Below are 14949 nucleotides of genomic sequence, written 5' to 3'. Positions count from 1 at the left end.
GGGGCGGCGGCCGGCCTCCAGCAGCTCCTCCAGCCGGGCGTCGGCCACCGGCTCGACGAACACGCGGGCGAGGAAACGGTCCGCGAAGGCGGCCAGCGCCGGGTCGTCGGGCAGGTGGTTGGCGGCGCCGACACAGACCCGCAGCGGGCTGTCGAGGACGGTGCGGCCGCGGCGGAAGACCCGTTCGTTGAGCAGTCCGAGCAGGGTGTTGAGGACGGCTGTGGACCCGAGGAACACCTCGTCCAGGAAGGCGATCTCGGCCTCGGGCAACATCCCGGCGGTCTCGAACTCGACCCGGCCCTCACGCAGGCCGCGCAGGTCGACGGGGCCGAACAGCTCGTTCGGCTCGGTGAACCGCCCGAGCAGGTACTCGAAGTAGCGGCCGCCGAGCTGACCGGCGACACGGCGCACGGCCTCGGACTTGGCGGTGCCCGGCGCTCCGACGACCAGGAGGTGCTCACCGGCGACCGCGCAGAGCGTGACCACCTCGGCGACCGTCTCGCGGTCGATCAGGCCCCGGCCGGCGGCGGCCACGGCAGTGCCGACCACCGCGCTGTCCGCGGCGAGCGCGGCCGGGTCGGGCGTGGCGGGGACGGTGGTCGGGGCGGTGCTGATCTCGGTCACGAGCACCGGAGTCTACGGGGGCCGAATCGACGCCCACCAGCGGGTTTCCACACAGCCGGAGGAGCCGCCCGGCACCGTTCAGCCGCGGTGCGCCGGGCCGTCCCAGGCCGTCCAGAAGCTGTCCGGGTTGACCAGGTAGCGGACGGTCTCCCGGGGCAGGTGGCGTACCTCGTGGCGGCGGCCGTAGCGGCGCACCAGTTCCCAGTCCTCCCGGGGCAGCACCTCAGGGGTGCGGCGCAGCCGGCTGAAGTACAAGGACCGGTTGCGCCGTGCCACGAAGGCGTTGGTGTCCAGGAAGGCCTCGTGGGCGGCGCGGCGGCGGTCGAAGGGCACCGAGAGGACGTCCCGGTCGGTGCCGTCGGGCAGCACCCTGCGCAGCGCGGTGTAGACGGCGTCGGGCCCGTCGGGTGCCTCCAGCATGGACAGGGCCTGCTCCAGGTGGTCGGGCTCCCAGAGGTTGTCGTCGTCGAGGAAGGCCACGTAGCGCGACCTGGTCAGCCGGATCCCGACGTTGCGCACGACGCCCGCGGTCGCCGTGTTGCGGGCCAGGGAGACCGCGAAGAGCCGCGGGTCGAGCGGCAGTTCGGGCAGGCCGGCGCCGTCGTCGACGACGATGACCACCTGGTCGGTGACCGTCTGGCCGAGGGCGGAGCGGACCGCCGCCCGTAGTGCCTCGGGGCGCCGGTGGGTGGGGATGACGGTGGCGACCAGGGCGGCCGGGGGTTCGCCCAGGTCGGCGGCGAGGCGGTGGGTCTCGGCGTCCTCGAAGCGGCGCAGCCGCAGGGCGGAGGGGGCGAGCAGGACCTTGTTCCTGGCTTCGAAGAGCACCAGCCAGCCGAAGGTGCGCTTGAGCAGTTCCCACGGGGCCCGCGCGATCCGGCGCATCATGTCCTGTCGGTCCTCTCGGTGGTCAGGAGGCGGGTGGGGGTTCGACGGGGCGTCCGTCGGACATGCGGTTGCCCTTCCACACGTTCCCGGCGCCGGCCGCGTTCCAGGCGGTGGCGGCGCCGTAGGCCCCGGCGGCCGGGTGGTACTGGGTGGAGAAGACGTTGTTCGTGACCTGGATGCCGGTGGCGCCGGGGCCGCCGCCGTAGAGGGCGTACGCTCCCCCGGCCAGCCAGTTGCCGTCGACGACCACGGAGGAGACCACTCCGGTGTCGGCGAACAGGCCCACGGCCGCGGTGGCGCCCTTGTCCACCGCCGTGGAGTTGAGCAGGGTGTTGCGGCGGACGGTCAGCCGGCCCTTGTTGCCGCCGCCGCTGATGACGGCGTCGGTGTGCTGCCATTCGCCGCCCTGGTTGCGGAACGCGACGATGTCGTGGACGTAGTTGTCGTGCAGGTCCCCCTGCCCCATGGACAGGGCGTTGCCGAACACCGAGATGTCGCACCAGCCGACCTCGATGGAGCTGCCGCCCATGTTGGAGACCGCGTAGTTGACCCCTCCGTTGTCGGGGCCCTGGCCCGGGACGGCGGTGATCGTGGTGTGCAGGACCTTCAGTCCGCCGAAGCCGGGGCGCAGGTTGATCCCCCACCAGTTGGTGGAGGTGATCCTGCTGTCGATGATGGTGACGTCGTCGGCGTAGATGTCGAGGGAGCCGCGGATGTCCCAGCCCTTGATGACCGTGCCGTCCTTCTTGACGGACATGTTCCCGATGTCGTGCCGCTCCAGCTCGGTGCGCGGGCCGGTGGTGCTCGCGTCGGGGAATCCGCAGGTGCCGGGCGAGGTGCAGGCGGGGGTGGTGGCCGGCGGTTCGCTCGCCGACGGCGAGGCGGTCGGGGAGGGTGGGCCGGAGCTGGTCGGCGGGGGCGGGGCCGCGGTGGAGGGGGTGACGGGTTCGGTGGCGCCGGGGGCGGCCGAGTGCTCGCTCGTCGCGGTGCGGTCGGCCTGATGGAGGGTGAGGACGACGGCGAGCACCACTCCGGCGAGCAGCCATGCCGTCAGGCGCCTTCGGTGCGGTGTCACAGCTGTCTACCCTTTGAGTAAGGCGCGGCCGGGCAGGACGCACAGGACGTAGCACAGGGTGCCGGCGGCTCCGGTCGCCAGGAGCGCGAGTACGCCGTCGCCCAGGTACCGCTCCAGGAGGAGGAGTACGGCGGCCATCACCGCGCCGCCGAGCAGCGGCCAGGCGCAGGCCCGGCCGACGGTGCCCAGGGGGATGCCGCCACGATGCAGGGCGAGGAGGAAGACCGGGATCACGACCACCCCGGCGACCAGGACGTGCCCCTGGGCGACACCGACGATCCCGCCGGTACGGGCGCCGATCACGAGGGCCGGGATCAGGATGAGCAGCCACAGCCCCTGGACGCCGATGAGCGAGCGGCGCCGGCCGATGGCCACCAGGCAGTCGTAGGCGAGTTCGCAGCCGATGCGGACCAGGCCGAGCGCCATCAGCCAGGGCAGGGCACGGGCGGCGGGCAGCCAGCGTTCGCCGTAGACGAGTTCCACGACGGGGGCGGCGAGGGCGGCGAGCAGGACGCAGATGGGAACGGTGCCGGCCATCACGACGCCCAGTGCGCGGGCGAATCCGGCGGCCAGCGCCTGCGGGGAGTCGGCCAGCCGGGAGAAGCCCGCGAAGGAGACGCGGCGGGCGGCTTCGGAGATGATGCGGACGGGCCAGCCGGAGATGTTGAAGGCGAGCACGTAGAAGCCGAGGGCCAGCGGGTCCAGGGCCGAGCCCACCACCATGGTGTCCACGTTGACCACGCCGAGGGCGAGCATGCTGGCACCGGCGAGCGGCAGCCCGAACCGGAGCAGGGCCCGGGCCTGTTCCCGGTCCCAGCCGAACCTCAGCGTGCCGGGTGCGGCGAGGCAGCAGCCGATGAGCGCGGCCACGTTGCCGACCACCGATCCCCAGGCGAAGCTCATCGCGCCCCAGCCGTCGACGGCGAGGAGCAGGGTCACGGCGGTGCTGAGGACGAAGTTGAGGCCGTCGACGGCCATCCGCCGACCCTGCGCGAACTCCCGGGTGAGGAAGCCGGCGGGGACCTGGGAGAGTCCGTCGAGGACCACGCACAGGCACATCACCCGCAGGACGCCGGAGGCCTCGGGCGAGCCGAGCACCCCGGCCACCGCGGGGGCGACCGCGAACAGTACGGCGTACAGCAGGCAGCTGGAGGCGGCGCTGAGGGTGAGGACGGTCGGGGCGAAGCGGCGGGGGTCGCCCTCCCAGCGCACGATGGCGAGCGAGACGCCGAGTTCGTTCGCGGAGAGGAGGACCAGCAGGACCGTCTGGGCGATCCCGTACACGCCCCAGGCCTCGGGGCCCAGGAAGAAGCGGGCCAGGACGATGCCGGTCGCGAAGTTGCCGAGGCGCATGACCACGGTGTTGACGAGACTCCACTTGGCGGCGGAGCCGACCTTGCGCCCCAGCGACGGCGCCGCCGCCGGGGCGGTGCTCGCGGTGTCCGCGGCGGGGCCGGTCACGGCGATCCGGCCGTACGGGAGCCGGCGGCGCCGGAGCCGGCCGGGTGGGCGACGGCCATGCGCAAAGTGGCCGTCGGGTCACCGGCGTCGTCCGCGGCGACGCCTTCGCCACCTCCCTCGCCGCCCTCGGCGCCGTCGCCGGGGGCGCCGCCCTCGCCGGGGGCGGGCCGGTGCTTGCCGGGCGAGGCTCCCCGGCGCCCCCGGGCCTCGACGAAGAAGGTGGCCACCAGACTGAGTACAAATCCCAGCGCGCCCGCCATGACCAGGAACTGGAGCCTGGCCTTGGTCTGTGCCTCCGGCTTCTGCGGAGGCACGATCGTGGCCATCCGGATCATGGCGTCGGGTGTCACCGACTGCTGGGTCTGGAACTCCAGCAGCCGTTTCTCCGCGTACGTGGTGAGGATCTCGTCCGACTTCAGCACGGCGGCCGGGTCGGTCCCGACGACGCTCAGCCACAGGTAGGGGCCGAGCGCGTTGTCGGCGATCTTCGCCTCGTGCACTCCGGTGACGCCGAGGGACCTGAGGTCGGCCTTGGCGTCGTCGGAGTTGAGGTTGCGGGCCAGGCCGTCGGCCATCCCGGTGAGCGAGGCCTGGGTGCTCAGGAAGGGGTTGCCGTCGAAGGCCACCGTGGCCTTCTTCGAGTTCAGCAGGGTCACCGTGCTCTGCGACCGGTACTCCACCGGGACCAGCAGGTACACGGCGGCGGTGAGCGCCGCCGTGGTCAGCAGTCCGGGCAGCAGCACGTACCAGCGTCTGCGCATGACCCGCCAGATCTCCGCGAGATCCATGGTCTTCCCCTTCGCATTGCGTTTACAGCACGTGCTGTTGATCGGTGGCGGCCCTGCGCGGGACGAGGTCGGTCGGGCGCGGCCGGGTGTGCGCGGGCGGGCCGTCGAGGAGGACCGCGGCGATGCGCTCGCTCGCCCGGCCGTCCCAGAGTTCGGGGCAGCGCGGCACGGGCGGGTCGTCGAGGACCCGGTTCACGGTGGCCGTGATGCGCTCCGGATCCGTGCCCGCCAGCACGTTCGTACCCTCCTCGACGGTGATGGGACGCTCGGTGTTCTCCCGCAGGGTCACGCAGGGCACGCCCAGCGCGGTGGTCTCCTCCTGGATGCCCCCGGAGTCGGTGAGCACCACGCGGGCGGAGTCCTGCAGGGCGATGAAGTCGAGGTATCCGGCGGCCGGGACCAGCCGGATCCCGCCGGGTACGCCCAGTTCGGCCAGCCGCTCGGCGGCCCGCGGGTGCACGGGCAGCAGCAGCGGACAGCGGTCGGCGATCTCGCCCAGCGCCTTCAGCAGGCCTCGCAGGGCTCCGGGGTCGTCCACGTTGGCCGGCCGGTGCAGGGTGACCAGGCCGTAGCCGCCCCGGCTCAGCCCGTACCGGTCCAGGACGTCCGACTCCCTGGCCCGGTCCAGGTTGGCGAGCAGGGTGTCGATCATGACGTTGCCGACGACGTGGATCTGGTCCTCCCGGTAGCCTTCCGCCCGCAGGTTCACGGCGGCGTCGGGCGAGGGTGCCAGCAGGTAGTCGCTGAGCCGGTCGGTGGCGACCCGGTTGACCTCTTCGGGCATGCTCCAGTCCCGGCTGCGCAGCCCGGCCTCCACGTGGGCCAGCAGGGGGCCGGCCTTCGCGGTGACCAGGGCGCAGGCCAGGGTGGAGTTGATGTCGCCGACCACCACGACGGTGTCCGGGGCGAGTTCGTCGACGAGTGGCTCGAAGGCGGCCATCACCCGCCCGGTCTGCTGGGCGTGGCTGCCGGATCCGGCGCCCAGGTAGCGGTCGGGCGGGCGGATGCCGAGGTCGCGGAAGAACACGTCGTTCATCGACTCGTCGTAGTGCTGCCCGGTGTGGACGAGAATCACCTCGGCGCCGCGCCGCTCCAGTGCGTCCATCACCGGTTTGATCTTCATGTAGTTGGGCCGGGCCCCGGCCACGCAGACGATCCTGGTCACGGGTCAGAGCACCTCCACGGTGGGGCCGGAGACCCGGTTGCGGCAGTCGAGGACGAAGGAGGCGTGCTCGGTGACCATCTGGTAGTCGAAGGAGTCGTGGTCGGTGAGCAGGACCACCACGTCGGCGGCGGCCAGCTCCTTGCGGGTCGGTTCGACGCGGACGAGGCGGGCGTCGACCTTGATGCTCTCCACCACGTGGGGGTCGGCCGCGCGGACCTTGGCTCCCATGTCGAGGAGCAGCTGGGCGATGCGGACGGCGGGCGACTCCCGGGCGTCACCGGTGTTCTTCTTGTACGCGAGTCCCAGCAGCAGGACCTTGGAGCCGTTGACCGAGCGCCGCTTGGCGTTGAGCGCGTCGATGACGCGGCGCGTCACGTACTCGGGCATGTGGTTGTTGATGTCGTTGGCGAGTTCGACGAAGCGGAAGTTCTGGCCGAGTTCGCGCTGCACCCGCCAGTTGAGGTACGAGGGGTCGATCGGCAGGCAGTGCCCGCCGACGCCCGGACCGGGGGTGAACTTCATGAAGCCGAAGGGCTTGCTGGACGCCGCCTCGATGGCCTGCCAGACGTCGATGTCCAGGTGGCGGGCGAACATCGCGATCTCGTTGACGAGGGCGATGTTCACGTGGCGGAAGGTGTTCTCCAGCAGTTTGGCCAGCTCGGCCTCCTTGGGGGACCGCACCGGCACGGTGGTGTCGACGAGGTCCCCGTAGAAGGTCTCGACGGCCTTCAGGGACCGGGCGTCGACTCCGGACACCACCTTGGGGGTCTGCTGGAAGCCCCAGACGGTGTTGCCGGGGTCGATCCGCTCGGGGCTGTAGCCGAGGTGGAAGTCCTCGCCCGCGGTGAGGCCGGAGCCGTCCTCCAGGATGGGTGCGAACAGCTCCTCGGTGGTGCCTGGGTAGGTGGTGGACTCCAGGATGACGGTGGCACCCGGACGCAGGAAGCGGGCCAGGGTGTGTGCCGACTCCTCGATGTAGCGCAGGTCGGGGGCTCCGTCCTGTAAGGGTGTCGGGACGGTGACGACGGCGACGTCGAAGCCGCCGCAGTCCCGGGCCAGTTCGCTGGGGCGGTAGGTGCCGCGCGCCAGCGCGCGGGCCAGCCGTTCGGAGGAGACGTCCTCCACGTACGACTCACCGGCGGCGAGGCTCTTGACCCGCCGGGTGTCCACGTCGTACCCGATCACCTGGTGTCCGACCTCGGCGGCCCGGATGGCCAGCGGAAGTCCGACGTATCCCTGTCCCACGACGACGACGCGCATCAGTAACTCCTGTTCGCGGAAGGGGCGGACGGTGTGCGGTGGATGAGCTCCCGGACCGTCATGAGGAGGAAGGCAGCGTTGGTGGTGAGGTAGCGCTTGCCGAGACGGCGTGGTTCCTGGAGGGTGCGGTAGAACCATTCGAGTCCCATCCGCTGCCAGACCAGGGGGGCCCGCTTGGTGACGCCGGCGAGGATGTCGAAGGAGCCGCCGACGCCGTGGACCACGTGGGCGCCGGTGCGCTTGCCGTAGCCGGCGGTGAAGATCTCCTTCTTGGGCGAGGTCATGCCGAGGAACAGCAGCCGCGCCCGGCTGTCGGCGATGGCGTCGGCGATGCCCTCCTGGTCACCGTCGCCGAAGTAGCCGTTGCGGCTGCCGGCCACCCGCAGCTTCGGGAAGCGCCCGGAGATCTGCCCGAGCATCATCTCCAGGACCTCCTCCTGGGCGCCGAGCAGGTAGACGGGGATGTCCGCCACCTCGGCGGCGGCCAGCAGTCGCATGAACAGGTCGATTCCCGCGACCCGTTCGGGGAGCCGGACGCCCAGCACCCGGCCGGCCCAGACCACCGCCTGGCCGTCGGCCAGGACCAGGTCACAGCCGGCGACCGCCTCGGCGAGGCGGGGGTCGCGCCGCATGTTGACCAGCTTGGCCGCGTTGACCATGCCGATCTCGATCTGTTCGCCGCGCCGCACCGCGTCCAGGCAGCGCTGCACGGTCTCGTCCATGGTCAGCGGGTCGAGCGGGACCCCGAAGAGGGACTGTCGTCGTGTCATCTGCGGGGCCCCCCGAGCCAGGCGAAGAGCATCCAGCCGAACTCGTACGGTCGGCACTCGCGGTCCACGGCGCCGGGCCGGAAGATCCGGTCGAGCGGGGCGAGCCGGGCGCGCGGTGCCACCCGGGTGGTGAGCCCCCGGGCGGCCCGGACGGCCTTCTTCGGGTCGCCGCGGTGGACCTTGCGCCAGGTGACGCCGAAGTCCTCGCGGATCATCGGCTCCCGCGGGTTCCCGGTGCGGTCCGCGAGTTCGGGTACGTCGGTCATCCAGCGCAGCCCGCGGCGGATCGCCGCGCCGAAGTCGGTGCCGCCCGCCTCGGCCAGGTCGAACAGGGCGGTCGGGGCCATCGCGTGCTGGTGCACGCTGTAGACCGGGTAGCCCTCCACCACGCCGCCCTCGCGGGCGTCGTAGTGCCACCACCACTGTCCGCCGTCGCCTTGCAGCTCGCAGATACGGGCGGCGCAGGCGTCGGCGGCCGCGAGGGCCTCCGGGTCGTCTCCGCTCGCGTGCAGCCGGGCCAGTGCCTGCAGCGGGTAGGTCTGGTCGGCGAAACAGGCCACGTGGGACCGGTAGCCGTGGACCAGCCCGGGCCCGGTGGCGTGCGGGAAGAGCGGGCTGTCGCCGACCCTTGCCGCCAGCAGCCGTACCCGGGCCGCCGCGAGGCGCTCCTCCACGTCCTCCACGGGGCGCGCGGCCGCGAGTGCGGAGAGTACCCAGGCCGCCTCGACCGTGTACTGCGGCCGCCCGGGTACGTCGAGCGCGGCCACCCGGTCGAGGGCGTCGGCCAGTTTGGGATGGCCGGTCTCCGCGGCGGCCCAGGCGATGAGTGCCGCGTCGCCGAGGTTGACCACCCCGGGCAGCCGTTCCACGAGCAGGCCCGTGAACTCCTCGGCGGTGCGGCCGCCGAAGAGCGCGCGCTGCCGGTCCTCGGGCAGGAAGCGGGCTCCCAGCGCGGTGATCGCCGCGTACCGGGTGCTCGTTCCCCGCTGCTCCAGAACGGGCGTTCCCTCGGGTGAGATGACCCCTGCCCGGGTGAACACGAAGGTCTCGGCGTCCGGCAGGTACATCGCCGGGAGCCCCGCCTCGGCCAGCGCGAGCAGCCGTTCGGCGAGGGCGTGCAGCGACTGGTCCTCCTGGGCCAGTGCTCCTAATCGTGTGGTGTTCATCGGGTCCCCACCCCGATGCCCCTGGTGCTCCCCGCACCCCGTATGTCCGAGCTGTACGGCTCCAACACACCTACCCCCTCTGATCGTTCTCCTCGGACGGACCTGGCGGTCGTCGTTCCGTGGAGGGGGACTGCGCATGACGGCGTCCGTGCCCGCGGCGATGTCACGCCGATGGCACGAACCGTCCGAAGGCCGGCGTCTGGATCCCCCCAGCGATGCCTCGGACCGGGACACGCGTGAACGGCGGTGCCGGCAGGCGCGCGTGTGCCCGCGCCTGCCATGGCACTGCCCCGGTGCCCTCGTCGTACACAACCCCCCACCGAGCAAGGCCTGTTGCCTGCTCAGATCCCGTGTGCAGGGCCACGTTATGCCCGCGGATGTTCGTTGATTGTGGTTTTGAGGAAATGCCGGTGCCCTGAATTGCCGACATTCCGTCAGGTTCGCTCGATGAGCGTGCCGTCCTTCTCGTCGTGCAGCGCTCCGGTGCGCGGGCACTCCCACGCGCCCGGCTCCCCCTCGCGCTCCACCAGGCGGACCCCCGCCCGGCCCACCCACCCGATCCGCCGGGCCGGCACCCCCGCGACGAGCGCGAAGTCCGGCACGTCCTTGGACACCACGGCGCCGGCCGCGACGAGCGCCCAGCGTCCGACGCGTACCCCGGCCACGCACACCGAACGGGCCCCGAGCGAGGCCCCCTCGGCGACCACGACGCCGGCGGCCTCCCAGTCGCCGTCGCGCTTGATCCGGCCGTCGGGATCGACCGCGCGCGGGTAGAAGTCGTTGGTGAGCACCGCCGCGGGGCCGATGAAGACTCCGTCGCCGAGGACCGCGGGCTCGTAGACGAGTGCGTAGTTCTGCAGCTTCACGTGGTCACCGATCCGTACGCCGGGCCCTACGTACGCCCCGCGCCCCACGATGCACCCGCGCCCGAGCCGGGCCTCCTCACGGATCTGCGCCAGATCCCAGATCGTGGTTCCCTCACCGAGTTCGGCGCTCTCGTCGACCTGGGAGGAGGGTTGGATACGGACACTCACGGCGCGGTCCCCTAACGGCTGCGAGACATGCGGAAGCACAGGTGCACGACGTACGGATGTACGGAGTGCGCGCGTACGAGGCGAGCATATGCGCCGACGGGTCGGCCCATACGCAGATCAACCGACTGTTCACGCAACGCATTTGGGCCCGGGTCGGGACGGTGCGGTCGGCGCGGGCGCTCGGGAACGGAACCGAAGGCTTGGGCCGGCGGCCGGGAATGAGTGCCTGCCGCACACTCTGCCGACATCCGGACCCGGGTTCGGCCGTTCCCGCTCACGGATCGGCGCATTGGCGGGCGGAAAGAGCGGAAAGGGGTGAAACCCGATCGTCGGTAAGGCGTTAGAGGGGTGGCCCGCCGTTTCGCCCGCGGCGCAGACGAGAGTACGAGGAGCACGATGACAGACCCGAGGCCGGCCGGACGTGGTCGGATGAAGCTGGCAGCCCGATGCCGGGTGACCACGGAGGCCCCCGCCTTCGGGATGGCCGTCTTCTGCGCGATCCTCTTCAACGCCGCGTTGATGGGGGTGGAGACGTACAGCGGACTCGCCGCGGAGCACCGGCTCGTGCTGCAGGGCGCGGAGAACTGCTGCCTGGCCCTGTTCACCCTGGAGATGCTGCTGCGCGTGGGAGCCTGCGCCGACCGGCCGAAAGCATTCTTCCGCGACCCGTGGAACCTGTTCGACCTCGCGGTCGTCGCCTCCGCCTTCGTCCCGCTCGTCCGCGAGAACACCACCCTGCTGCGGCTGCTGCGCCTGGCCCGGGTCCTGCGCACCGCCCGCTTCCTGCCGCACCTGCGCATCCTGCTGATCGCGGTGGGCCGCAGCCTGCCCGGCACCGCCAGTTTCCTGTTCGTCGGCGCGCTGGTGCTGTACGTGTACGCCATGGTCGGCTGGGTCTGCTTCGCCAGGTCGGACCCCGGCCACTACGGCTCGGTGGGCCGCGCGATGCTCACGCTCTTCCTGCTGACCACGCTCGACGGCCTGACGGACGCCGTCCGCGCGGGGCTCCAGATCTCCCGGCTGAGCATCATCTACTACGCCTCCTACGCGCTGCTCGCCTCCTTCGTGCTCGTGAACGTACTCATCGGCGTGGTCCTCAACTCGCTCGATGAGGCACGCGAGATGGAGGACGAGGCGAACCGCGCCCCGGCCCCGGGCACGGATCCCGACGTCCGTGCGCGGATCGCCACCGCCCGCCGGGCCCTGGACGAGATCGAGGCGAGCCTGCCGGTGACGGCCGACGGCGGGCGGCCGGAGCGGCAGCTGGAGGCCTCGCACAGCGGGCCCTGAAGGCCGGGGCCCCGGTCATCCGTTCCCGGCATCGAGCAGCCTGATGTCCCACGTACCGTCCGAGCGCCGGACGCAGGCCCAGCGGTCCGGCGGGACGACCGACGAGAACTGCCCGACGATCGAGTCCGCTTCGAAAAGCACGCCTTCGAAGCGGACCCGGCCCCGGAACGTGGCGCGCGCGAAGTCCACCGGCCCTTCGAACACCGCCCCGGTGGACAGGAGCCCGCGCTCCCAGGTCGCCGACGCGAAGGAGACGGATCCCGCGAAGCCGGTCGCGCTCATCCCCGCCAGACCACGGAAGACGGCGCGGGTGAAGTCCGCCGTCCCGGCCACCCGCATCCCGTTCAGGTCCGCGGAGGCCTGCAGTACGGCTCGGCCGAAGGAGACGTCGTCGAGGAAGACCGCGTCCTTGAACCCCGCCGAGCCGCGAAAGCGCGTCCGGCGGAAGGTTGCCGCGCGGTGGAAACGGCTCCGGTCGAAGTCACCGACCTTCTGGAACACCGCGCCGTCGAAGGAGACCGGCCCACCGAAGACGGCTCCCGTGAAACCGGCCCGGCCTGCGAACACGGCCCGGACGAAGGAGGCGCGGTCCGCGAACTCGATGTCCGGCCGGTTCCAGTTGTCCACGAAGTACGCCCGGTCGAAGGTCGCCGGTCCCAGCCTCACGGGTCCCGGAGTACGCGGCTCCAGCGCCGTGAGCAGCCGTGGGAGCAGGCCGTGGTCGAAAGTGGTGCCCCGGAAGTCCACCGGCGCTCCCGGCTCCAGAGTGGCGAGGTACTCCCGCTGCGCCTCGGCCCCCAGATGCGCCAGGCACCGCTCGTACCCGGGCCGCCGGATCCCGATGCAGGCCCACGGCTCGGCCTCGGAGGCGTCGAGTCCGCAGGTCGGCCAGTCGACGGCCGTGTCCAGGAGCCCGTCGGCCTCCGTCAGTACCTGCCCGAGCACTTCGGCGCGGGGAGGGTCGCCGGCGCAGACCCAGCCCTCGTCCGCGGCGCCCACCCGCTCCAGGTGCAGCCGGGCGGGAAATCCGAACAGGTCGCCCAGATCCTCGTGCAGCCGGTGGGAGAGGGCCAGGACGAGAGACCCGGAAGGCGCCGTCAGCCGCAGCAGGTCCGCGATCGCCGGGTGCCGCACCAGCCGGTCGCTCTCCGCCGTGCCGGTGCCCACGGCCACGGCGAGCGAGGGGTGCAGGCCCTCCGTACGCCGGTCCCCGTACCCGGTCATGGCCGCGCGCAGTGCGGACAGGAGCCTGCCGGCCTTGGCGTGGGCGCCCGGCGCGTCCAGCCCGACGAGGAGCGGCGCGTCCCCCTCGCCGCCGGTCAGCCGCCCCGTGACGCCGGCGCGCGACATGAGCTCGACGAGCATGTCCCGCGTCTCCGCCGTCGGCGAGCTCCCGGTCGGGTACGCGCCGTCGGCGCCGGGCCGCACCGCCAGGGACACTCCGGTCCCCGCGTCCCCGTCCGGACGCAGCGGCTGCCCGGGCCCCTCCAGCACGGCGCGGAAGCCCGGCTGTTCCATCAGGGCGTCGGTCAGCAGGAACACCAGGCGGTTGGGCCAGACCGTGTGGACGACGCCGACCAGTGCGCCGTTGCGGGAGACCGGGCCGCCTCGGTAGTGCGTCCAGCTCTCCGGCTCCGCGGACAGCCGGACGACCTCGCCGTTGAGGTCACCGTCGTGCGGGGCCACCTCACCCGTCAGGGAGACCGGGTCCCCCTGGTCCGTACGGCCGTCGATGCGGACCCGGGCAGACCGGTGGTCCGCGGGCAGCCAGGGCAGCGGGTCCGCGCAGACGGCCGGATCCACCAGGTCCTCGTCGGCCTGGAGCAGCAGCATCCGGGGCACCGCGTCGTCCCACCAGACCGTGCGGCAGGGAACCTCCCGGTCGCCGGGCCCGGCCCAGACCGACGCGCCGGCGGGCAGCTGCGCGTCCCCGACCGTGAGGACCAGCCTCGGCGTCAGCAGGGTGCCGACCTCCTGCGGCTCGGGCATGGCGTCGTAGCGGACCCGGACGACCCGGTCGGCCAGGCCCGGCTCCCGCGGGGGGCGCGCCGCGAACGGCAGGGCGCCCTCGGCCACCGTGCGCACGCCCTGCCGGCCCGTGGTGACCCGGGTCGCGGAGAAGTCCGGGCCGGTGCTCCGGTTGCGGGACATGAACTCCCAGACGCGGCGGCGGACCAGCTCCCGTACGGCGGCCACGTCCCCGCGCAGCTGCGAGCCGAGCAGCGCCTCCCGGACGCCGGGCAGGAACTCGAACTCCACCTCCCCGGGGTCCCGTTCGTCCGCCCAGGTCTCGAAGAGCCCGCCGAGGGCGACCTCGGCGAGGTGGCCGTGCTCCGAGTCGCTCAGCAGGGAGCGCCGGACGAGGGTCATCACCGGCAGGGTCAGCGGTACGGCGGCCAGGTGGGCGGCGAGTTGCTGGGCCGTCGGCGAGGCGCTCGCCCGGAAACGTTCCACCACTTCCAGCGCGCTGCGGCCGCCGCCGGGGGCGGGGTCCTCCGGGGCGCTCGCGGGGGCGGGTTCCGGGTCCAGGCGCAGACAGGCGAGGCGCCGCCACCGGCCGTCCCCGGAGACCACCCGCACCAGCCCGGCCAGGCTGCCGGAGGCGACTCCGACCACGGGGACGACGGGCGGGGCGGCGGTGCGGCGGCGTCCGGCGCGGGCGCGGCGGGCGGCCGGTACACACTGCCAGGAGCGGGTGGCGGCGGCCGGCCGGTCGGCGCGGACGGCGAAGGGGACGGGCCGGACGGCGCCGCGGGTCCAGAGGCGTTCGGGCAGGACGTTCAGTACGGCCACGGCGTTATGGGCGCACCAGTGCCGGAGCATGCCCCGCATCGGGGCCTCCCGCCACCCTCCCGCCACGGTGTCGGAGAGGACGAGGATCAGCCGGCGGCCCGCCGGGTCGGCCAGTTCGAGGGGGTTGCGGGGCGGTCCGCCGTGGCCGGGGGTGACCTTCGGCGTGGCGCCGGGGCCGGTGCCGGTCAGCTGCCAGGTGCGCACGTCACGGAAGACCCCGCTGCGGGTCAGGACGCGGCGGAGCTCGTCCACGTGGTCCGACCAGAGCAGCATGGAGTGGTGGGTGTCGACGACCAGTGCCAGGTCCAGCCAGCGGCTCTCGGCGGGGCGCAGGACCGGGGTCGTCACCATCCGCTCGATGCTGCGTTCCACGGTGAGCTGCTCGTCCAGTTCCTCCCCGGGGCCGCCGATGGAGCGGCGGCCGACGGGCCGCAGGGAGCGCATCAGGGCGAGCGGGTCGTCGAGGGAGGCGGCGCGGGGCAGTCGCAGGGGTGAGCCCCGGCGTTCCGTGGCGTCGTCGGCCGGTTTCCCGGCGGCGTCGCGCCGGGCGGCGGGGAAGAGCTGGACGGCCGGCTCGCCGTCGGGCGGGGCGCCCTCCCCGGGGTAGGGGCCGGGCTCGGGTGCAGGGGGGTCGG

12 protein-coding genes are annotated in these 14949 nt (G+C 72.8%); 1 reads left to right on the top strand and 11 read right to left on the bottom strand.

The window, feature by feature from the left end; all coding sequences use genetic code 11:
• The 10 genes from ACWGIU_RS10820 to ACWGIU_RS10775 all read right to left on the bottom strand — a co-directional run.
• Positions 1–624: AAA family ATPase (locus tag ACWGIU_RS10820; RefSeq protein WP_453704439.1), on the bottom strand; the 624-nt coding region annotated here is incomplete at its 3' end.
• A 78-nt stretch (positions 625–702) separates the two neighbouring features.
• The gene (locus tag ACWGIU_RS10815) at positions 703–1512 is read right to left on the bottom strand and encodes a glycosyltransferase family 2 protein (protein ID WP_453704437.1); all 810 of its coding nucleotides are present in this window, start codon (positions 1510–1512) and stop codon (positions 703–705) included.
• 22 nt (positions 1513–1534) lie between these two features.
• Positions 1535–2587 (bottom strand): hypothetical protein, encoded by a 1053-nt coding sequence (locus ACWGIU_RS10810; RefSeq protein WP_453704435.1) that lies wholly within the window; start codon positions 2585–2587, stop codon positions 1535–1537.
• 6 nt (positions 2588–2593) lie between these two features.
• Positions 2594–4048, bottom strand: a complete 1455-nt coding sequence (locus ACWGIU_RS10805; protein ID WP_453704433.1) for an oligosaccharide flippase family protein — start codon at positions 4046–4048, stop codon at positions 2594–2596.
• Positions 4045–4836 (bottom strand): chain length determinant protein, encoded by a 792-nt coding sequence (locus tag ACWGIU_RS10800; RefSeq protein ID WP_453704431.1) that lies wholly within the window; start codon positions 4834–4836, stop codon positions 4045–4047. The genes ACWGIU_RS10805 and ACWGIU_RS10800 overlap by 4 nt, the downstream gene beginning before the upstream one ends.
• 22 nt (positions 4837–4858) lie before the next feature.
• The gene (wecB, locus tag ACWGIU_RS10795) at positions 4859–6001 is read right to left on the bottom strand and encodes a non-hydrolyzing UDP-N-acetylglucosamine 2-epimerase (RefSeq protein ID WP_453704429.1); all 1143 of its coding nucleotides are present in this window, start codon (positions 5999–6001) and stop codon (positions 4859–4861) included.
• A 3-nt stretch (positions 6002–6004) separates the two neighbouring features.
• Positions 6005–7261, bottom strand: a complete 1257-nt coding sequence (locus ACWGIU_RS10790; protein ID WP_453704427.1) for a nucleotide sugar dehydrogenase — start codon at positions 7259–7261, stop codon at positions 6005–6007.
• On the bottom strand, positions 7261–8031 hold the full coding sequence (locus ACWGIU_RS10785) for a WecB/TagA/CpsF family glycosyltransferase (protein WP_453704425.1): 771 nt from the start codon (positions 8029–8031) through the stop codon (positions 7261–7263). The genes ACWGIU_RS10790 and ACWGIU_RS10785 overlap by 1 nt, the downstream gene beginning before the upstream one ends.
• Positions 8028–9197: a hypothetical protein gene (locus tag ACWGIU_RS10780; protein WP_453704423.1), complete on the bottom strand. Its 1170-nt coding sequence runs from the start codon at positions 9195–9197 to the stop codon at positions 8028–8030. The genes ACWGIU_RS10785 and ACWGIU_RS10780 overlap by 4 nt, the downstream gene beginning before the upstream one ends.
• 434 nt (positions 9198–9631) lie before the next feature.
• Complete coding sequence (locus ACWGIU_RS10775) at positions 9632–10231, bottom strand: acyltransferase (RefSeq protein ID WP_453704422.1); 600 nt, start codon at positions 10229–10231, stop codon at positions 9632–9634.
• 429 nt (positions 10232–10660) lie between these two features.
• On the opposite strand from ACWGIU_RS10775, the gene ACWGIU_RS10770 reads away from it, so the two are divergent.
• Entirely contained in the window at positions 10661–11521 is an 861-nt protein-coding gene (locus ACWGIU_RS10770) for an ion transporter (protein WP_453704420.1), read from the top strand.
• A 15-nt stretch (positions 11522–11536) separates the two neighbouring features.
• Here ACWGIU_RS10770 and ACWGIU_RS10765 read toward each other — a convergent pair.
• Positions 11537–14949 (bottom strand): SAV_2336 N-terminal domain-related protein (locus ACWGIU_RS10765; protein ID WP_453704418.1); only part of this gene is annotated, 3413 nt, incomplete at its 5' end.

It is taken from the genome of Streptomyces sp. NPDC054840 (assembly GCF_053611065.1).
Note: the sequence above shows the minus strand (reverse complement) of the source record. Positions and strands in the feature narration are given on the sequence as shown.